General features: G+C 50.0%; 12 protein-coding genes. 6 read left to right on the top strand and 6 right to left on the bottom strand.

Annotation, left to right across the window (positions count from 1 at the left end; all coding sequences use genetic code 11):
• Nucleotides 1-69: 69 nt before the first annotated feature.
• The 5 genes from EL628_RS06665 (at nucleotide 70) to EL628_RS06645 (ending at nucleotide 5,191) form a co-directional block, all read left to right on the top strand.
• Nucleotides 70-1,245, top strand: a complete 1,176-nt coding sequence (locus EL628_RS06665) for a hypothetical protein (RefSeq protein WP_126579190.1) — start codon at nucleotides 70-72, stop codon at nucleotides 1,243-1,245.
• Between the two features lie 90 nt (nucleotides 1,246-1,335).
• Nucleotides 1,336-1,710, top strand: coding sequence for a histidine triad nucleotide-binding protein (locus EL628_RS06660; RefSeq protein ID WP_126579189.1), 375 nt, complete (start codon nucleotides 1,336-1,338; stop codon nucleotides 1,708-1,710).
• 10 nt (nucleotides 1,711-1,720) lie between these two features.
• On the top strand, nucleotides 1,721-2,893 hold the full coding sequence (locus tag EL628_RS06655; RefSeq protein WP_126579188.1) for a glycosyltransferase family 4 protein: 1,173 nt from the start codon (nucleotides 1,721-1,723) through the stop codon (nucleotides 2,891-2,893).
• Nucleotides 2,890-4,044, top strand: coding sequence for a glycosyltransferase family 4 protein (locus EL628_RS06650; protein WP_126579187.1), 1,155 nt, complete (start codon nucleotides 2,890-2,892; stop codon nucleotides 4,042-4,044). Before EL628_RS06655 ends, EL628_RS06650 begins: the two co-directional genes overlap by 4 nt.
• A gap of 31 nt (nucleotides 4,045-4,075) precedes the next feature.
• Nucleotides 4,076-5,191 (top strand): glycosyltransferase family 4 protein, encoded by a 1,116-nt coding sequence (locus EL628_RS06645; protein WP_126579186.1) that lies wholly within the window; start codon nucleotides 4,076-4,078, stop codon nucleotides 5,189-5,191.
• Nucleotides 5,192-5,312: 121 nt separating this feature from the next.
• Here EL628_RS06645 and carB read toward each other — a convergent pair whose 3' ends face one another.
• Genes carB through EL628_RS06625 form a run of 4 tightly spaced genes read right to left on the bottom strand, consistent with a single transcriptional unit; the run spans nucleotide 5,313 to nucleotide 11,811 of the window.
• Nucleotides 5,313-8,561, bottom strand: a complete 3,249-nt coding sequence (gene carB, locus EL628_RS06640) for a carbamoyl-phosphate synthase (glutamine-hydrolyzing) large subunit (protein WP_126579185.1) — start codon at nucleotides 8,559-8,561, stop codon at nucleotides 5,313-5,315.
• Nucleotides 8,558-9,655: a glutamine-hydrolyzing carbamoyl-phosphate synthase small subunit gene (gene carA / locus EL628_RS06635; RefSeq protein WP_126579184.1), complete on the bottom strand. Its 1,098-nt coding sequence runs from the start codon at nucleotides 9,653-9,655 to the stop codon at nucleotides 8,558-8,560. The genes carB and carA overlap by 4 nt, the downstream gene beginning before the upstream one ends.
• Before the next feature lie 32 nt (nucleotides 9,656-9,687).
• Nucleotides 9,688-10,728, bottom strand: coding sequence for an N-acetylornithine carbamoyltransferase (locus EL628_RS06630; RefSeq protein WP_126579183.1), 1,041 nt, complete (start codon nucleotides 10,726-10,728; stop codon nucleotides 9,688-9,690).
• 18 nt (nucleotides 10,729-10,746) lie between these two features.
• The gene (locus EL628_RS06625) at nucleotides 10,747-11,811 is read right to left on the bottom strand and encodes a P-loop NTPase family protein (protein WP_126579182.1); all 1,065 of its coding nucleotides are present in this window, start codon (nucleotides 11,809-11,811) and stop codon (nucleotides 10,747-10,749) included.
• Between the two features lie 813 nt (nucleotides 11,812-12,624).
• Between EL628_RS06625 and EL628_RS06620 the strand changes: the two genes are divergently transcribed.
• Complete coding sequence (locus EL628_RS06620; protein WP_126579181.1) at nucleotides 12,625-14,508, top strand: TOBE domain-containing protein; 1,884 nt, start codon at nucleotides 12,625-12,627, stop codon at nucleotides 14,506-14,508.
• A gap of 62 nt (nucleotides 14,509-14,570) precedes the next feature.
• Here the strand turns inward: EL628_RS06620 and EL628_RS06615 are convergent, their stop codons facing one another.
• A complete protein-coding gene (locus EL628_RS06615; RefSeq protein WP_245994009.1) occupies nucleotides 14,571-16,373 on the bottom strand; it encodes an N-acetylmuramoyl-L-alanine amidase in 1,803 nt (600 codons plus the stop codon).
• A gap of 715 nt (nucleotides 16,374-17,088) precedes the next feature.
• Nucleotides 17,089-19,995, bottom strand: coding sequence for a phosphoenolpyruvate carboxylase (gene ppc / locus EL628_RS06610; RefSeq protein ID WP_126579180.1), 2,907 nt, complete (start codon nucleotides 19,993-19,995; stop codon nucleotides 17,089-17,091).
• Nucleotides 19,996-20,419: the final 424 nt, after the last annotated feature.

Genomic DNA, 20,419 nt, shown 5'->3' with positions numbered 1-20,419 from the left:
GATATACTATTAACGCATTCCGACGCTGATAATAGATCAGATGAATAGATGATACAGGGGAGTTCGCGCATGAGTAAGATCAAGATGCGCTGCGTTACCTGCGGCAAGTGGTTTCAGTCGGCAAATGCTAAAGAAGTCACTTGTCCCGATTGTACGCAGAAAGCCAGAAAAGAAAAACAAGCGGCAAAGAATACGCCACCGGTTGCTACTCGACCTGCTCCAGTAGCAAGCCCTGTTCAACCGAAGCCTGCTGCTGCGCCCAGGCCTAAGGCTACCCAACAGGGTGGCACGAATTCCTGGTTAGATCAACTAAATGATGTGAAGATCGCTGAGCCAGAGCCACCACCTCGACCAAAAGTCTCGACACCACCTCGGGCACGGGAGCAGCGGAGAGACTCTCAAAACGATGGTATGCGCGGACCACAAGTTGCACCACCTGCGGCTCGAGGGCCCAGCCGGGGTCCGGGAGCTTACCAGATTACTGGTGATGCACGCCTATCACCCAATCTGGGACAACGTCCCCAGCAGCCTCGTCCACCAATGCAGGGCACTCCTGGACAGGGTCCACGGCCTGCAAAACCATGGCAGAAAGAGGGGGCTCGCGGGGGGTTCAAAGGGAAACCCAGACCAAAGGGGCCAAGGCCAGCTCCTGCTCCCAAACCCAAACGCGAGAAAATACTCCCTCCTCCTCCATTTGTACCCACACCAGAGCAGATCCATCAGGTTGAGGAACGGTATCAAATCTTAGCTCAACCAACTGAGTTCGATGGTATCCGTACTCAGATCGCTCAAGAGGTCGGCATTCCCAAAAAGGCCGTCAAAAAAATTATTAAGGATCTGCGAGATCGTGAACAGATTCCTAGCTGGTGGGAGCTTCAGACATATAAAGGAAGTAGCGAAGAACTGGACAGGATTAAGGCAACCTATCTTCCTTATCTCCCAATCCCTCCTGTAGGAGTCCATAAATTGCTTGCTGATGCCCTTGAATTAAAGCCCGGAACCGTCTATCAAGCAATTAAGACGATTCGCACTGAAATGAATCTTCCTCAATACAATGACCCAACCGTCCATGGCGAAGAGATGGTGAAAAAATTCAAACCTGCAGAGCACTCTGACTCACATTCGCAGCCTGCTCAGGAGTCGCTTCCTTTCTCTGAAAGCCAGTTGTCTCCTGCATCTCCCACAGAGAGTCAGGGCACTCTGGTTCCTTCAACCCTTGAAGAAAGGACGCGTACGGCTGATTAAAGTAAGACATTAGTCATCTTCCATCGTCAATAACTAGCCAAACGAGGTGAATTGATAGATAATTCACCTCGTTATAGAGGGATTTTTTTTATGGACAATTGTATCTTTTGCCAGATTGCAGCGGGCAAGATTCCTGGCACTATCGTCTATCAGGATGATGAGGTGATGGCCTTTCGCGATATCAACAAACAGGCCAGAGAACACATCGTTTTTATTCCTAAACGGCATCTCTCGGCTTCTCTCGCTGATCTTAAGCCAGAAGATAGTGAGATCCTGGTGTGGATCTTGACCGCCGCTCAACAGGTTGCTCGCGACCTCGGTCTTGAACATGGCTATCGCCTGGTGACCAATTCGGGTCCCGATGCCACTCAATCGGTCTTCCATCTACACTTTCATCTCCTCGGTGGCGAACAGCTCACTGGCTGGTTAGGAAGTGCACATCAACCTGGAAGAGAAGAAGCATAAAGGGACTTTCATGCGTATCGCGATTGACTACACAGCAGCTATTCGTCAGGGGGCAGGCATCGGTGCCTATGTACGCAGTCTGGTTGCTGCTACGCTGGCGCTGGATACTACAAATCAATATACGCTTCTGGCCAGTGGACGCCCGTCTGGGGATCGTCCTTTTCCTCAGGGGGAGCATATACGGAGCCGGAACATGTTGATTCCAGACCGCTATCTCAATATTTTGTGGTATCGATGGCGCACGCCTTTGCCTGCTACGCTCTTCTCGGGGGCAACAGATATCTATCATGGACCCGACTTTACTCTTCCTCCTCTTCCCAAACATGTGCGCAAGGTCGTGACGATCCATGATCTGGCCTTCTTAGAACATCCTGAATATGCTGTTCCGTCTCTCGCTGCCTATCTACGTAAGGTGGTCCCACAGGCCGTAGCACAGGCCGATGTGGTGACCACTGTCTCTCATGAGGTGGGGCGCACGCTGATTAAACACTTTCAAACTCCTCCGGAAAAGCTGGTGGTCATCCCCAATGGGGTCAATCTACGGACGTTTCGCCGTATTACTGATCCTTTGATTCTCAATGCTACACGACACAAGTTTGGTCTGCAGTCGCCTCTCGTGCTGGCTGTTGGGACCCAGGAACCACGCAAAAATCATGTCGGTCTGATCAATGCTTTCTATCAGGCTCAAAAACAAAAACATGGCCCTGCTATGCTGGCAATCGCCGGGGGAGAGGGCTGGCTCTATGAAGAGACGCGCCAATTGGTGGCAAAGCTCCAGTTAGAAGAAAAGGTGCGCTTTCTCGGCCGTGTGAGTGAGCTTGAACTGGTAACGCTGTATAGTATGGCTGATCTCTTTGTCTTCCCTTCTTTCTTTGAGGGGTTTGGGATTCCTCCTCTTGAGGCAATGGCCTGTGGGGCACCGGTTATCACCTCCAATCTCTCTTCTTTACCTGAAGTGGTGGGGGATGCCGCTCTCCTGGTCAATCCTTATGATACTGATGCCATTGCGTCATCTATGCTCCAGGTCCTCGGTGATGAAATACTACACGCAGATCTGCAACAGAAGGGCTATTCCCATGTCCAGAAGTATACCTGGGAGAAGTCCGCTGAACGGCTGCTGAAAACGTATCAGCAGCTCTATCAGGGGCAGACTGATTTTTCTAACGAGGGGGCATTTCTGTGAAAATTGGGATCAACGCGCAATTTCTACAATTTCCAACCAATGGTAGCGGCCAATATATGCTTCATCTCCTGGATGCGTTCAGACAGATTGATCAGCAGAACGACTATGTGCTGCTGGGCTCGCGACCAGTTCCACTGGCAACGACCCTGCCATTTCCCTACTATGTGAGTTCGTTGCCTGGTCTGATGAGCCGGAATGAGAATGTTGAGAAGGTGGTGTGGGAACAGTTTACTGCTCCCGCAGCGGCACGCAAGGCGGAAGTGGATCTCTACCATGTTCCTTATTTTGCTCCCCCCTTGCTTCCACGTACTCCAACGGTGGCGACAATTCATGACGCTATCCCTCTGCGATTGGAGGCGTATCGACCCAATCGCAAGATTAAGACCTATATGAGTCTGGTGGCACAGGCCGCCCACCGCATCGACCGCATTATTACTGTCTCTGAACATGCTAAAAAGGATCTGGTAGAATCGCTCTCGATCAATCCTGAACGCATTCGCGTGATTTATGAGGCGGCTGGCGACGAGTATACTCCAGTCACTGATGCAGAACAACTGGCCGCAGCCCGCGCTCGCTATGGCCTGGGTGAACGCTATATCTTTTATTTAGGTGGCCTGGATCAGCGCAAAAATGTTCCACAGCTTGTGCGCGCCTTCGCTCACTTACATGCTCAGATTGGCGATCCACAGCTTCAACTCCTGATCTCTGGCAATCCTGACAAACAACAAGGTCTCCTGTTTCCTGATCCACGACCGGTTGCGGCAGATCTCGGTATGAGCGGCCAGATTATGTATCGTTTTGTAGAGGATGCCGATAAGCCTGCTATCTATAGTGGTGCCAGCCTCTTTGTCTTCCCTTCGCTCTATGAGGGCTTTGGTCTGACGCCTCTGGAGGCCATGAGTTGTGGCGCACCTGTGGTCTGTTCGAATCGTACTTCGCTACCAGAAGTGGTGGGAGATGCTGCTTTAATGGTTGATCCTGAGAATACACGGGCCCTTTCCGAAGCTATGGCACGTGTGCTCACTGATCCACTGCTAGCTGCTGATCTGAAAGAACGTTCGCTGGCACGTGCCAGACAGTTTAGCTGGCGCAAGGCTGCTCAAGAGACTCTGGCCGTCTATGAAGAGGTTCTGGCAAAAAGGAAACCATAAGAACAGGTTCTAGCAAAAAGGAAACTATACGATGCGCGTCTTGATGCTTTCAAAAGCCCTGGTGGCTGGTACTTCACAACGTAAATTGGAAGAGATTGCGAAATGTCCAGGTGTTGAGCTGACGCTTGTCACTCCCCCATACTGGCTCAGCGATGATGGAAGTCAACAGAAGCTGGAACGCCTCTATACAACAGGCTATCAGATGATTGAAACTTCGATGAAGCGTAATGGCAATTTTCATCTACACTCGTATCCCGAATTGGGCAAGATTATGCGTGAAGTTCGGCCTGAGATCGTTCATATCGATGAGGAGCCTTATAATCTCGCGACCTGGCAGGCGATGCGCCTGAGTAAACAGCTTAAGGCCAAAGCTCTGTTCTTTACATGGCAGAATCTCTACCGTAAATATCCTCCTCCGTTCCGCCAGTTCGAGCTCTATAATTATCACAATGCCAGTATGGCTCTCGCGGGCAATCGGGACGCCGTCGATGTGCTCAAAAAGAAGGGCTATCAGGGCCCTATCCGCGTTATCCCTCAATTTGGTTTTGATACAGAGATCTATAAGCGCGCCACCCCACGTCCTCTACGACAGCCTTCTGATCCGTTTACCGTGGGCTTTATCGGTCGCTTAAAAGAGGAGAAGGGTCTGACGCTGATCGTTGAGGCTCTCAGTCTGCTACCAGCGAATTGTCGTGCGGTCTTTGTTGGGCATGGCCCGATGCGCAGTATCCTTGAGGAACAGGCTCAGCGCCTGGGTGTGACTGAGCGCGTGACCTTTAAAGAGAATGTGCCAAGCTATGAGGTGGTCAACGAGATTCAGCAGTTGGATGCCCATATTCTTCCCTCACTCAGTCGCCCCAACTGGATTGAGCAATTTGGCCGCATTCTGGCCGAATGTATGTCGTGTGAGACGCCCGTTATTGGCTCCAATAGCGGCGAGATTCCCTATGTGATTGGGGATGCAGGCCTGATCTTTCCTGAAGGGAATGCTCAACAATTGAGTGTTGCCATTAAGAAACTAATGGATGATCCAGAGCTCGCCGCTGAACTGGCTCGCAAAGGTCGCCAGCGAGTGATTGAGAATTATACTCAGACTCAGATCGCCCGTCAGACCTATGATGCCTATTGCGAGATGCTCAAAGCATAAGTGTGTTCTTCACAGGCATACTCAGAGCCCCCGCACCATCTGGTGCAGGGGCTCTGAGTATGCTTGCTTTGACTACACTCTGAATATACGATTATGCTTCCATGCTTCCATAATAGGATGCCTACACGCTTACCGACAATGCCTGCACATCCTGAGCTTCACTGTCTCCACGTCCTTCCTGTGTGGGCATGTACTCATCCCACGCAAGAATTGGCAATGTTGAAAGGCTCTTGTGGGCAAGGGCGCTCAGAAAGAGTCGCATCTGCTTCACTTTCATGATTAAAGGAACATTGCTATCAATTGCCAGTCGGCGCAGTTGATAATTCTGATCCAGATCGCGCTGCATCTTGCCACTGACAATCACGATTGCCAGATCACACAGGTGCTCACGGAAGATCTGCTGCACCGTTCGCTCTCCCTCACGCTCTTCTCCAAACAGAACGGGGACGACTTCCAGACCATGCCTCTGTAAGAACGTAGCTGTCTCGTCAGTCGCATAGAGAGGCAGCTTCAATGCTTGCAGGTGCTGGAGGCTCCCTTCCAGAGTGCTCAATTTATCCTCTCCACTCAGACTGAGGAAGATCCCTTTCTGAGGAATATGTCCGCCTGTGGCCAGTTGCGCTTTGAGATAGGCCTCTTCTAGATCTGCTCCAAAGCAAGCTACTTCACCCGTTGAACCCATCTCCACACCTGGCATGGGATCTGCCTGAGGCAGGCGAGCATAGGAGAACTGAGGTGCCTTGATCGCAATGAATTCCCCCTGCCGCACGTGAAGTTCGAGCAGTTCTTCTGTATAAAGAACCTCAACAAATAGCTCCATCAGATTCACTCCCGTTCCCTTAGAGATAAAGGGAAAGGTCCGCGAGGCACGCAGATTCATCTCGATGACGTAGACCTGCTCGTCTTTGACCAGGAACTGAATATTCACCGGCCCCGTTATATTGAGCTGCTCGGCAAGTTGACGACCGGTCTGAACGATCCGCTGCTGAATGGCCTGCGAGATGCTCTGCGGAGGTAAGACAATGGTGGCATCGCCTGAATGTACGCCGGCATTCTCAATATGTTCCGAGATGACAAAGGCTTTGATCTGACCATGCTGCGCGATGGCATCAAATTCAACCTCACGCGCATATTCAAAGAACTTCGAGACGGTGACTGGATGCTCCGGTGAGAGAGCTGCGGCCTGCCGGGTATAGAGCAACAGCTCGTCCCGGGTATCACAGACTTTCATGGCGCTTCCCGATAAGACATACGAGGGCCTCACCAGCACTGGATAACCAACCCGCTCAGCAAATTCACTGAGCTCTTGCTGAGAAGTAAACGAGTTCCATTCTGGCTGCTGAATACCCAATGTATCAAGCAAGGCAGAGAAGAGGCTGCGGTTCTCGGCCCGATCGATATCTTTAGCCTTCGTTCCCAGCAGCAGACAACCATACTCCTCTAAGGCCCGCGCCCGATTATTCGGCGTCTGCCCACCAACCGAGACGATCACTCCCTGGGGCTGCTCAAAATCATAGATATCGGCAATCCGCTCAAACGATAGCTCCTCAAAATAGAGCCGATCCGAAACATCATAGTCGGTTGAGACGGTCTCCGGATTGCTATTAATAATAATGGCTCGCTTCTGCCACCGCTTGAGCGCCTCAACTGTGCTGACGCTGGTCCAGTCAAACTCTACCGATGAGCCAATATGATAGGGCCCTGATCCCAACACGATGACACCAGCCTGATTGGTTGGTTGCAGATCATTGTGCTGCGCATTGTAGGTCACATAGAGGTAGTTGGTCTCCGAAGGGAATTCCGCGCTAAGCGTGTCGATCTGGAGAATGGCAGGCACTACGCCCAGGGCCTTTCGCTGTGCTCTAATAGCCTGCTCGCTCTGATTGGTCAGGGCGGCAATTCTGCTATCAGAGACACCTAGCTGTTTGCTCTGCCAGAGAAGTTCTTCCGTGAGCGTCTGAGCACTTTTTAGCTCACGCTCGACGGATAGAATGGTCTGAATACGTGAGAGAAACCAGGGATTGATGCCAGTCAGATGATAGATCTCTTCAATCGATGTGCCCTTTTGCAGAGCATGGGCAATGGCAAAAGGACGCTTAGGAGTAGGGGTGGTGAGATAGTGGTACGCCTCGGACTCTGAGGAGAAATAGTCATCTGGTGCTACAGCCCCCTCACAACTCTGCTCAAGCATACGAATGGCTTTTTGATAGGCTTCTTCAAAGGTGCGCCCAATCCCCATCACTTCACCCACTGACTTCATGCCAGTGCCGATAGTCTCTTCGACCCCTTTAAATTTAGCCAGATCCCAGCGTGGAATCTTCACGGCCAGATAGTCCAGGCTCGGCTCAAAGCATGCCTGTGTCACACCTGTGACTTTATTGGCAATCTCTGGGAGACCATAGCCCAGGGCAATTTTGGCAGCTACATACGCCAATGGATACCCGGTAACCTTACTTGCAAGTGCTGAGCTGCGCGAGAGCCGCGCATTCACTTCAATCACATAATATTCCTGGGAGAGAGGATTCAGCGCATATTGAACATTACATTCACCAACAATCCCCAGGCTCCGCACAATGGCAATCGCCGCACTGCGCAAGAGATGATACTCTTCATTGCTCAACGTCTGGCTGGGAGCAACCACGATTGATTCACCCGTATGGATTCCTAAAGGGTCCATATTCTCCATATTACAGACAGTGATGCAGTTATCATAACGATCTCGTACAACTTCGTATTCAATCTCTTTATAATGATGAAGATACTGCTCAATTAAAACCTGGGGAGCAAACGAAAGGGCATTATTCACAATCTGGCGAAGCTCTTGCTCGTTATGGGCAATTCCTGAACCCTGACCACCAAGCGCAAAACCAGCCCGAATCATCACTGGAAAGCCAATACCAAGCCCAATCTGAAGCGCATCGGACAGCGTTGTTGCGCTCTGGCTACGCGGCGTTGGAATGGCTATGGCATGCAGATGCTCCGCAAACTTCTGACGATCTTCTGTCAGCAGAATCGCCGAGATAGGTGTGCCAAGGATCTGGACGTGATGCTTCGCCAGAATCCCCTGTTCATGCAGTTCAATGCCACAATTCAGAGCCGTCTGACCACCAAATGCTAACAGAAGACCATCGGGCTGCTCGCGCTCAATCACTTGCTCGACAAAGTAGGGGGTCACAGGCAGAAAATAGACGCGATCCGCCAGGAGTTGTGAGGTCTGAATCGTTGCAATATTGGGATTGATCAGAACCGTCTGAACACCCTCCTCTTTCAAAGCTTTTAACGCCTGCGATCCAGAGTAGTCAAACTCTCCAGCCTGCCCAATCTTCAGAGCTCCTGAGCCCAGGAGCAAGACTTTCCGTGGCTGTGTCATTTCGATGTCTCCAATTTTTCCAGGAAGTAGTCAAAGACCCATTCCGTATCGGTCGGTCCTGGAGCCGCTTCAGGATGAAATTGAACGGACATAAACGGCCTGGACGAATGGATAATCCCCTCATTAGTTCCATCATTGGCGTTAACAAACCAGGGGGTAAAGCCCTCTGGCACCTCACCAACGGCAAAACCATGATTCTGGGTTGTAATAAAACAGCGCTGGGTTCCTACCATCTGGCAGGGCTGATTCTGACTGCGATGCCCAAATTTCATTTTATAGGTATCGCCACCAGCCGCCAGGGTCAACAATTGATTGCCCATACAGATGCCAAAGGTGGGAATAGTATTCTCAAGCGCGGTCTGAATCGTCTTGATGGTTGGAGTGGCAAACTTTGGATTGCCAGGCCCATTAGAGATCAACAGGCCATCAAAAGACCACTCGTTTCCTGACTCAAAGAGCGGATAATCCCAGGGTAGGACGGTCAGCTCAACATCGCGCTTTAAGAGACATCGAAGGATATTCTGCTTCGCTCCACAATCAAGCAATGCCAACTTTTTTCGACCTGTCCCCAATTTCAATACGCTCGTGGTCGAGACATGAGCAATCTGATTCTCTTCATTTGGATCATAGAATGGGATATCCGACTCAAAAACGATCTTGCCCAGCAAAGCACCTGAGTCGCGAATATGCTGGGTCAACAGGCGTGTATCTTTAATCTCCAGGGCTGGAATCTTTTCTTGCTTCAACCAGGCACTTAAGGTCATAGTGCTCTGTGCATGAGAAGGCGTATCAATATAGTTGGAGACAATCAGGCCGGAAATGTGAATACGATTATGTTCCCAAAACTCTGGTAGTGGGACCCCATAATTGCCAGTTAACGGATACGTTAAGATCAGTAGCTGTCCGGCAAACGAGGCATCGGTCAGGGTCTCAGGATAGCCAACCATGCCTGTGCTAAACACTACCTCACCAGCCTGAGCCTGCTCATACCCAAACGAACGTCCCTCGAACACACTCCCATCCTCTAGCACAAGGCGACCATGAGTGACCGAATGGTGAGAATGATCAGTGAGAGAGATTATTGGAGTTGTCATACCTTCCCCCCTTTTTCCAGTTGAACACACTTTTACAGTAATGTTGCAAGCAATGCCATCTGCGCCCACATGCGGTTCTCCGCCTCATCGATAACGATCGACTGTGGACCATCCAGTACGCCTTCACTGATCTCTACATTTCGTCTCACGGGGAGGCAATGCATAACATGCGCCTGATCAGTCAACTGAAGTTTGGACTCATCGATAATCCAATCCTGATGTTGAACGCGCAGTTCTTTCTCTTTCTCCCATTGCCCATAATATTTTAACGCCCCCCAACTTTTAGCGCAGACGATCTGCGCTCCCTCGAGAGCTTCATCTTGATCATGAGAGATCGAGAAACGACCACCACTCTGTTCCGCCCGTCGTTGAGCAACGGCCAGGATCTCTGGATCAAGCTCCCATCCCTCTGGATGGGCCACCACGACGTCCATCCCGAGATCACAGGCCGCCAGCATCTGAGAATTGGGGGTCGCCATGGGCAGTGCTTTGGGATGATAGGCCCAGCTCAACACATACTTCTTGCCCTGGGTCTGACCCAGCTTCTCTTTTATTGTGACCGCATCGCCCAGTCCCTGACAGGGATGATAGACGTTGGATTCCATATTAATCACGGGCACCGTGGCATATTTCGCAAAGCTCTTAAGAACGATATCCTGCTTAGCTGTCTCCCAGGCTCCAACCTTTGCGCTCTCGGCTGACTTCGTGACTAGCTCACTGCAACGGATTGCGATTCCATCACAATAGCGTGAGAGGACCGGAGCGACCTCTTTCACGTGCTCAATGGTCGCTCCGTTCATCACAATATTATCGCGATACTCAAAGGCCCAGGCCCCCTCGCTACTGATATCCAGTGCCTGACCGCCCAGCTTAAACATAGCGGTGGCAAACGAGACACGCGTACGCACCGAAGGATTAAAGAAGAGGGTTGCCAGTGTCTTGCCAGCCAGACTGGCCTGGCTCTGGCCCTGCTTTAACTTCAGGGCCAGTTCGATCAACTGTTGAATCTCTTGCAGAGTCAGATCAGCCGTATTCAGGAAATTGCGCTGTGATAGCGCCTGCAATTGCACCATTGATTCACTCCTGATTGGCTAGGCAACTGACTCAGATGGCTCAGGCTGAGTTTGTTTGAGGGCGGCTAAGTTCTTCTCAATCAAATGGATCGTCTTTGGCATCGCATGCTGATTGCTCTCAGCAGGAACATGCATATGCTGCTCAACATAGAGAACGCCAGTATCATTGTTGACCGCAGGACCGGTAATCACGGTGACCTCAACGCCATACTGTTGCATAATCTGGGTTGCTCCCCAGGCTCCAACCAGGTCGCCCGCACCCACAATAAAGGCGCAGATATGCTGCTGAATCTCTTTTGATTTAATAATCTTATCCACATGATATTCGCCGAGGATGCCATCGCCAAATTCGGCAATGATCAGATCAGGCTGACTCTGATTGACTTCATGCAGGACGCCCAAAGCGACCTCTACGACTTCGGTCGCATCATTACAGGTTGAGGGCAGACCTCCATCCATAAAGCCACGCACAGGATAAGCGCCGGCATCTTGAATCTTGTCTAGATCCTGGGTTGAGGCAACACCCGATAGCTTGACGCCAGCAACGTTCAGGCCCTGCGCTTTGAAATGCTTGATGAGCTTGCAGATAGCGGTCGTCTTGCCAATATTCATGCAAGTGCCCACTACACCAATAATCGGTGCACTCTGAGGAAGTTGCTGCTTGCGGGCAATCGACTTCTCTTTAATATTGAGCTGCTTACCATCCTGTATCAGAGCTCCCAGAACGCGCACCTGAAGCGGGCGGCCCCATTCTTCGTTCAGACCTTTAATATGACCGACAACGCCGCTCTCACAGAGATAGTAAAGAATATCGCCTACGGCCAGATGGGAAGGGATATCGCCGCTATATTCGCGTAGGGCCCGGCGTTTTCCCAGCACTGCGGGGATAATATCCCCCTCTACCAGAAAGCCAATTCGACCACTGGTATACTCAAACAGATTGTTTTTACCGGTATCGGAGAGAACCTCAACCACAATTACCGCCCCTTCCTCAAGGAGCATCTGATGGCTGACCTCAACGCTGGAGGGAAGATCAAAACTGCGGACAACGGAGGGAATTTTGGACAATTGAATCTGTTGCATCTCACTGCACCTCTTCTTCCTGACTATTTTTGTTCCTTGTCGCTTTCGCTATCTCAACTGGAGCGTGTCCGACAGTACGAGAAAGAACAAACAAAAGACTGGGAATTTTGGAAGGCGCGAGGCATAAAAAAATCTCGCCCCCTCCAATCAATGTTGAAGGGACGAGAATAGCGAGCTGGAAGCAGAAACGTCTGCTCATGCGCGGCTACACCCGTGGTGCCACCCCGATTGTCACTATTATGTGCGCTGTCCACCACTCTGTGTCCTGGAAATAGTGACCACTTTTTCCTGGTTATAATCGTACGTGGGAACCACCCACCTGTCCTACTTGTCCCCACCCCCTATTCTAGGAGAATCTAGAAAAGAGAGAGAAACTTTCTTCGGTCAGCCGCTCACGAATGCGTTCTGATAAGCACTAGCCCTTCCGAACTTCCACTCTGCTTCGGATCGCTGTTGGCCGTGACTCACATACTATTTTCGATCAACACGGGTCTAGTATTTTCTTCTTACTTCGATCAATGATACCAGCAAGAGTAAGGAAAGTCAACGAAAAAAGGCACAAATAGAATGTGAGTCATGCACACTCTCCACTTCCATCGTATAGCATTTTCCTACAACCATCCTCTCGCGAATGCTTATCCTGGTAAAACTCTACAATGAGACGAAGCAGATCTAAATTTTTTATCAGAATCTGCTCGCTCACCTGCATTTTTCTTGACAAAACAAATAGCTATATGTTATATTTTATTATAACAGAATGTTATTGCTGTGCAATATACCCAGATATGCGAACGTTAGAGGAGCATTCTCTGTATGATTATCTTCCTGCTGGCTCTTATTGGCGCTCTGATTGTGATGGCGATTCTCAGTATTGGTCGCCTGAGCTTTGGGCGACAGGATCGCTTTGATTCCCGTAAATTTGGCTCATGGTTTTTAGCCTACTTCATTTTTAACTACGTGTTCTGTCTGGCTATCCTCTACTTTGGTCTGCCAGCGTTAACTGGACCCTTCTGGGGCTGGCAATGGGTTGCCTGGCCTCTGTTTATTAGTAGTATCGTGAATCTCTTTACCTCTGGAGTGACAGGCGTCAATGCACTGGCGACTGGGATTGGGACGCTCTCAAACGCCAGGCGGTCTCTCTCTGCGACTGGTTCACGTCGAGGCATTGCAGCTGGACTGTTTGGGCTTCTGATGGTAGCACTGTTGGGGGTTGTAGCCACAGTGTTCATCACGATCTTTACCACCTGGTTTGATGTTAATGCCAAAGCTCTGGCCGCTATCCCTAACGTAAGAACAGAAACGACTGCTTCACTCCCTCAGACTGATCCCAATCATATTGTGCTGGTAAGTGAGAGTGTTGCATCCTATAAAGGGCAGCAGGTGCTGGGCTCAACGGGCCAGAATCTTGGTTCCGCTTATAATATTGATCCCGCCAGCTATTCTTTGCAGTCTATCAATCATCATCTCTATTATGTGGCTCAATTAAGCTATAACAATTTTTTTGTCAACCTATCGCATCCAACCACCCCGGGCTTTGTGATGGTGGATGCAGAAGACCCTCAGCAGCCTCCACAGCTTCACACTGAACCTCAGGCGGCTATCAAGTATCTGCCGGGGGCGATCTTTAATCAGGATCTCCTGCGGTATGTCTACCTGAGTGGCTATACCTATGGCAATCTAGTCGATCCTACGTTGGAGTTGGATGATAGCCTTCATCCTTATTGGACCATTTCGCTGATGCAACCATCACGAGGATATACCGGCAACACGCTCAGTGAGGTGCTTCTGGTCAATGCGAATACAGGTGAGATCAAAAAATATGCTCCTCAGAATGTGCCTGCCTGGGTTGATCGTGTGATGCCATCTGAGACGGTCTCACAATATCTCCAGTGGTGGGGACTCTACTCCAATGCTCCCTGGTTTAATCCTTCCGGCGCAGGCCAACAATCGCCATCTGGAAGCCCTGAGCTACTCTACAATAACGCCGATCAACCAGTCTGGCTCTTGCCCATGACCTCAGCCTCTGCCAACGACAATTCCAGTACTGGTATCTTCCTCTTTGATACCCATAAGAATCAGGCAACGTTTTATGCAAAGACGGCTGGACTGGGTATTGGGGATAATGTACAGAGTACGTTTCAATCCACGCGCGCCAATATTCGCAACTATAAAGTTGCTTCGGTTCAGCTCTACCAGATCTATAATACGCCAACCTGGGTAGCGATCTACGTTCAGACCACGAGTAGTGGCGACATTTTTCAAGCCGTTGGATTAGTCAATGCTCGCGAGCTCAATGGTGGCAATGTCCAATTTGAATCCTCGCTCTCGGCGGCTTTAGCGGATTACCAACAGTGGCTCTTACAGCCGGGAAATACTGACAATGGTGGCAATATCAGTGGGAGCACGAAAGGCCCCCAGACTGTCACTGGTAAGGTTCAGCGTATCTCTTCTATAACACAGGGAAGCAACACAGTCTACTACCTGAAATTAGATGATCAGGGGACGATCTTTACCGCTAACCTGAATCTCTCGCCCAAACTGCCCCTGGTACAACCCGGCGATACGGTTACGGTTACCTTTAGCAATAATGGTGGTTCGGTCATCAATGTCAGTGCCATCGATGACACAGATATTACTATTGGCGCAGTCGGCACTCCAGGTGCCACACCAACAAGAACGGCGCTTCCTGGACGCTAGACGCTAGTTCGTTCACTATTAAGGGGGGGCGCATAGAATGTTATTGCGCCCCCCTCTTCTCATCAGTCAGGCATGACAATAATCGAGCTGGCAGGAACCCAGGCCTGGCGATGGTTGTAGTTAATCTCATACCAGAGATTCGTTGTCCCATCTTCAACAGAGGTCTGGCCCGAAACAAAGATCGCTCCAGTGGTCGCAGTTCCAATCACATCACTGCCACTCAGAGGCCGACCATAGACCGAGATTGTTCCCTGACCTGCGCCAGTAAAGTTCACCAGCGCCACAGGTACTCCCAACCCTGCAGTTGCAGCCCCTGGCGGAACAGCAAGCCAGGCAAGATGTGCTGTCTGCTGCAAGCTCGCTGGGAACTGATCCGACTCGCCATACCAGATAGCATACATCGTATCACCAGTACCGGCTGGATCTTTACATCTGGCCAGATAATAGTAACTCATATTGGTCTCGATAGTGCTGGTCTCATCGGTAATGTCACCTGGTTCAAGCTGAGGGATCAGCGGAGTGGCCGTACTGGGTCCAGTATGCAGGAAAAAAAATGCAAAGTTATCAGGTGTCTCACTTCCATTCCCACCCAGGGGTCTCTCGTCAGAATGTGGTTTTAACGTGATCACATGTTCAGCGGCATGTCCAGTTGGATACTCGACGCCCCGCCGATGAATCAGCTCAAAGTAATACGTCCAGAGCCAGTATGGGCCTGGATCGACATGATTTGTCGTCTGATGAGGCGAGGGAACGGTCCCATGTCCCACAATATGCTCATGATCCAGAGGTATCTGGTATTTTTTCAACAGATAGGCGGTCAATTTAGCTGAGCTCAGATATTGCGCAGCGTTATACCAGAGAAAACCAGTGGCATCATATCCGATATGCTCAATACCAATTGAACGCTGATTGTACCAGTAATTGCCTACATGATAACCAACATCCTTATCATGAAGGAGCTCATAGACGGTGCCATCGGTATCTATTACATAATGAATGCTCACCCCACTATAACGATTCTGAAACACTTGTAAGGTCTCTTGAAGACTCCCCTCAGTATCATGAATCGCAACATAACGCACTGGCAGATCGTGAGGGCGATTAGAGCTCTCATAGGTGCAACCAGGATAGACAGCCGCCGCAGGCGTACAGTCAAAGATTGCAGGATTAAGAATACAGTCAATTGCATCAGAATAATCGACCGCAGCATCGCGCTTACAACCTGCTGGCAAGGTGCCTGTTGTTACAGCATGAATAGTCATGGCTGTGCCTGTGTTGGGAGTCACATGCTGCGGAGCCAGCACCACGACTTCCCCACTCTCAGTTTCGACACGAAAACCTGTCTCAAGCACCCCGTACAGAGCATCGGCATACTGAAGCGCAGCTGTACGCGTTCCAGAGTGACTATATTCAGCTACAACTCCATACCAATCAGCCAGTGTGGAGGGAAGGGTGTGAGTAGGGGAAAGTTGAAGAGCCTCGTCATGCAGAACAGCTGCACCACCACGGATATTCGTTGGGAGATCTTTCTTCAAGCGATCAACCACAACCCCCAGGTCCTGGGCAGCTTCATCCAACGTATCACCATGTTTATTTTTTATGAGATGCATACTACCATAGCCGCCATCAACGCTGGGCTGGCCATGATGATTACTAAACTGCCCCTCAAGATAGGCCAGAGCTTTCAATAGTTCAATTGGCACGCCTGAAGCTTTTGTCGCCTGCACCAGAGCCTCATTAACAGATGATGAAAGACTGGAAGGAGAGGCCTGCACAGGAGTGGAGAAGCTACCAAAACACCAGGAAGACAGAAGAGCAAGCAACAATAACCTGCTTGCCCGCCGCAAAACAAGGGTGCTCATCATGCTGCGAATTCCCCCAAAGATAGAACCCGACACACAGAAACGCCAGAATACTATAAATATATAAAAACTATTTTTTAGAAACTCTCACTCATTTTGCTCAAAATGGCATGAGAGCAATAGTTCCATCCTACCATAGTACGCAGCAGACTGCCGCTCATTTTAGGGTTCTGGATGGGAAAAAGAAAGAAAATAGTTATTTTTTATACCAGCATCTAAGAAATGAGGACGATCCTGTGATCCAATCAGCTCTCAAAAGTGTGAGCCTCAATCATTGAATATGTAACCTTCCCTACGTTAAGATTATCATAGTGAATAGATAGTGTTACTATCACACTACCAGTCAAGGCGTAAGGTTGAGTTGAGAGGATAAAGAATTAATGAGCATCAATAAACAGCAGAATGCTGATTCTTTTGCACGTAAATATGGAAATGTAATTACTATCGGCCTTTGGATTGTAGCTCTGTCTTCACACGCTATCCTCTTGCCAAAATTTTTTCACGACATCTCTGAGAAGAAGCACGCAGCCTAGCCTCCCCAACGCCGGGCATTTTGAACGCTGAAACTGGTCTCCCACTTCCGAGGGACGCCCAGAGAATATAAAGCAGAATACAAAGAAATGAGCGGTAGTCTTGCCTTGTTGGCAACCACCGCTCATTTCTTTTTCGTTAATGGATACTCCTGAGATACTCTGACGGCAACAACAATGCTAGCGCATTAGCCTGTATTGCGCACGCCTGCTGCAATGCCATTGATCGTCAACAGGACAGCATATGTAAGTCGGGCTCGTTCACGCTCTTCTGCGCTTGCCTGTTCTTCTTGCTCAGGGTCAAGGGTGAGAGGGCCACCCAGTGCTCGCAGACGGCGTAGCAGACTCACCTGGAAATAGCTCAACGGATCAACATAGGGATTACGGCGTCGAATCGATTCTTGCAGCACCGGAGCGTTATCAAGCAGATCGCGCTCTTGCAGAATCAGAATGACCATCTTTTGCGTACGCTCATACTCATCATGAATCAGAGTCCAGATGCGCTCGCGCAGTTCAGCATCTTCAACAAGCTGCGTATAATATTGAGCAATCTGCATATCTGCCTTAGCCAGTGTCATCTGCAAATTATCCAGAAAGGCACGTAAGAAAGGCCATTGACGATACATCTGCTGAAGGGTCGTAAGATGTGCAGGATCGGCCAGAATATAGTCCTCCAGAGCGCTACCAACACCGTACCAACTGGGGAGAACGATTCTGCTCTGCATCCACGAGAAGACCCAGGGGATAGCTCGCAGATCCTCAATCGCTTTACTCGCCGAACGACGCGCAGGCCGTGAGCCAATATTGAGCCACCCTAACTCTAAAATGGGCGTCGCCTGCTCAAAAAATTTGATGAATGTCGGGTCTTCATAGATCAGTTGACGATAACGCCGATAGGCATGCTGAGAGAGCTGGCTCATAATCTGCTCCCACTCAGGTGTGGGACGGGGGTGAACCTGCGTCTCCAGAATCTTTTCATCGGAGACACTGGCCTGAGCAACGCCTGCAACCACCAGCTCCATATTGCGTAGAGCGATCTCATGCAGACCATATTTGAAAGAGAGCATCTCACCCTGTTCGGTAATGCGAATACGCCCATTGACGCTTTCAGGTGGCTGCCCAAGAATTGCTTCATAGATCGGACCACCACCACGACCAATTGCACCACCACGGCCATGGAAGACCGTAATCCCCACAGCATACTCTTTCCCCAATACAGCTAAACGGCGCTGCGTCTGATAGAGCTCCCAACTGGAAGTCAGAATGCCTCCGTCTTTGCTGCTGTCCGAATACCCCAGCATCACCTGCTGCTGTCTCTGGCAGGTATCTAAATACTGCTTATAATCAGGATGAGTAAAGGCAGTAGCCAGGATCTCAGTGCAATCATTCAGGTCCTTGACTGTTTCAAAAAGTGGGACAATGGGAAGATTGGTCAGGCCAACCTCTTTACAGAAAAACTGAACCTCCAGCAGATCGCTCAATGTATGCGTCATACTGATGATATAACAGGTAATGGCACGCTCACCAAAACTTTCACGAGCCAGCCTGATCGTGCGGAACGTCTCAACGATATGTCGCGTCTCAGCGCTTACAGCAAGGTCAGAACGAATTAAGAGACGAGGATCGCGCAACAACTGCTCTAAAACAGCGATCTTCTCTTCTTCTTCTAGAGAACGATAGCCTTCTGCACGCCAGCCCGACGCTCGCAGAAGATCATCCAGGGCAGCCGCATGCCGCTCACTATGTTGACGTACATCCAGCGCAGCAAAATGAAAACCAAAGACTTCCACTTGACGAATAATCTTAATGAGTACTCCCTGAGCCAGATCATACTCTCCATCGGCCAGCAGGCTCTCATGGATGAGATGCAGATCCGCCAGGAGCTCCTGTGCATTACGGTAATTGTTATGTTTCCCACTGAGCTCTTCCTCAGTTGGACGAGGCGCAGCAATCCAACCTGGCCCATGAGGCGCATCATCGATCACAATCGTATTCAACAGGCGCTTCCACATAAAGGACAGCTTTGCGCGATAGGGCTCCAACTTTAACTGCGGACCAAGCTCCTGCGTATATGCAGGCAGGCAGGACATATCGTAGGCCAGAGACTGCTGGAGATCTGACGAGACATGTGTATGGACGCTTGATTGCGAAAACTCTTCGGCCAGCGATCGAATTGCAAAACGATAATGGCGCAGAAGATGGCTATGCTGAAGATTCAGGGCATCCAGCATTGTGGTTGGGCCAACAAAAGGGTTGCCATCCTGATCGCCACCAATCCATGATCCGATGCGCAATAATGGAGGAACCTGAACGCCTGGATAGTCCTCGTGCAAGAGCTCCTCAAATTCGGCGTAGAGCTCAGGCAGCGCTTCAAACAACACCTCATCCAGATAATAGATCCCCATCTTTACTTCATCGATGGGCTGAGGTCGTACATGGCGAATCGCATCAGTGCGCCAGAGCAGATCTACCGTTGCATCAAGCTGGCGCTGCCACTTCTGCTGCTCGCGTCCAGAAAGTTGTTCATCATGTTGCTCCAGGAGCTCGGCAACGCGCCGGGACTTCGTAATGAGACTTCTTCGCGTAGCCTCGGTGGGGTGAGCCGTAAAAACGAGATCAATCGACATCTGCTGTAAGAGCTCTTGTAGCTGCTCGGGAGCAACATGGTTCTGCTTAAAAAATTCAATGAGTGCTGCCAGCGAACCATGCTGCGGCCTGGTAGCCTGCTCCTCTGAGATACGGCGGCGGCGAATGCGTTGATATTGTTCGGCTGTATTGACAAGATGAAAATAGACTGTAAAAGCTCGAATCACATCAATCGCAGTACCGAGCTCACAGCGCTCGACAGTCTCTTCAATTTTGTGCGAAAGCTCCACGATTTCAAGCTGCAACAGCTGAAGCTCCTCCGGATTGGCCTGTATTACCTGATCAGTACAATCACGCAAGCGCTTACAAGCTCGGCGCAAAAGCTCAACCATTTCAAAAACACTGGAGTTGCCATCGCGCTGGATCGCTCGCCCAAGAGCAGTGGCAAGGATACGGATATCCTGGCGCAGCGGAGCATCTTTTTCTCGAAGGTAATCTTGTTCTGGCATTCTTTATCCTTACAGAGTGAGAGACAGGCATTGTCTGAGAAGCTGAATAGATAGAATAGAATGAGTATAGGAAAAACTCGGCTGGCTCGGCGGTGCGCCACCTATTCATCCCTCATTCTAACACATTCTTTCGCACTCACATGAGGACGTTCTCGCCATAAAAGGATAGATAAAATATACAAATCTTTGCTTGAGCTAAATTCACCAAAACGACAGGGTGATTAAAGCCTTTTATAATTTCTTGAACGATTTCAGGGGGTTTTTTGATGGCATTTTGACTTCTATTTGTGCACATTGTACAAATAGAAGTTCATTAGCTTCAGCTATTTTGTCTCTTATTTTCTTTCTCAAAGATTCTTATACTCTGCTTATTAGTAGTTTTGACCATATTGATGCGGGTCTGTCGTGCAGATCCTCTCTCTGT

This window comes from Tengunoibacter tsumagoiensis, assembly GCF_003967535.1.
GTDB classification, from domain to species: Bacteria; Chloroflexota; Ktedonobacteria; order Ktedonobacterales; family Ktedonobacteraceae; genus Tengunoibacter; species Tengunoibacter tsumagoiensis.
The sequence above is the reverse complement of the archived record's forward strand: the minus strand, read 5'-3'. Positions and strand labels throughout refer to the sequence as shown.

Bases quoted from the DNA above. Each gene is read 5' to 3' on its own strand.
- EL628_RS06665 (WP_126579190.1), top strand. From the start codon at position 70: ATGAGTAAGATCAAGATGCGCTGCGTTACCTGCGGCAAGTGGTTTCAG.
- EL628_RS06660 (WP_126579189.1), top strand. From the start codon at position 1,336: ATGGACAATTGTATCTTTTGCCAGATTGCAGCGGGCAAGATTCCTGGC.
- EL628_RS06655 (WP_126579188.1), top strand. From the start codon at position 1,721: ATGCGTATCGCGATTGACTACACAGCAGCTATTCGTCAGGGGGCAGGC.
- EL628_RS06645 (WP_126579186.1), top strand. From the start codon at position 4,076: ATGCGCGTCTTGATGCTTTCAAAAGCCCTGGTGGCTGGTACTTCACAA.
- carB (WP_126579185.1), bottom strand. From the start codon at position 8,561: ATGACACAGCCACGGAAAGTCTTGCTCCTGGGCTCAGGAGCTCTGAAG.
- carA (WP_126579184.1), bottom strand. From the start codon at position 9,655: ATGACAACTCCAATAATCTCTCTCACTGATCATTCTCACCATTCGGTC.
- EL628_RS06630 (WP_126579183.1), bottom strand. From the start codon at position 10,728: ATGGTGCAATTGCAGGCGCTATCACAGCGCAATTTCCTGAATACGGCT.
- EL628_RS06625 (WP_126579182.1), bottom strand. From the start codon at position 11,811: ATGCAACAGATTCAATTGTCCAAAATTCCCTCCGTTGTCCGCAGTTTT.
- EL628_RS06620 (WP_126579181.1), top strand. From the start codon at position 12,625: ATGATTATCTTCCTGCTGGCTCTTATTGGCGCTCTGATTGTGATGGCG.
- EL628_RS06615 (WP_245994009.1), bottom strand. From the start codon at position 16,373: ATGATGAGCACCCTTGTTTTGCGGCGGGCAAGCAGGTTATTGTTGCTT.
- ppc (WP_126579180.1), bottom strand. From the start codon at position 19,995: ATGCCAGAACAAGATTACCTTCGAGAAAAAGATGCTCCGCTGCGCCAG.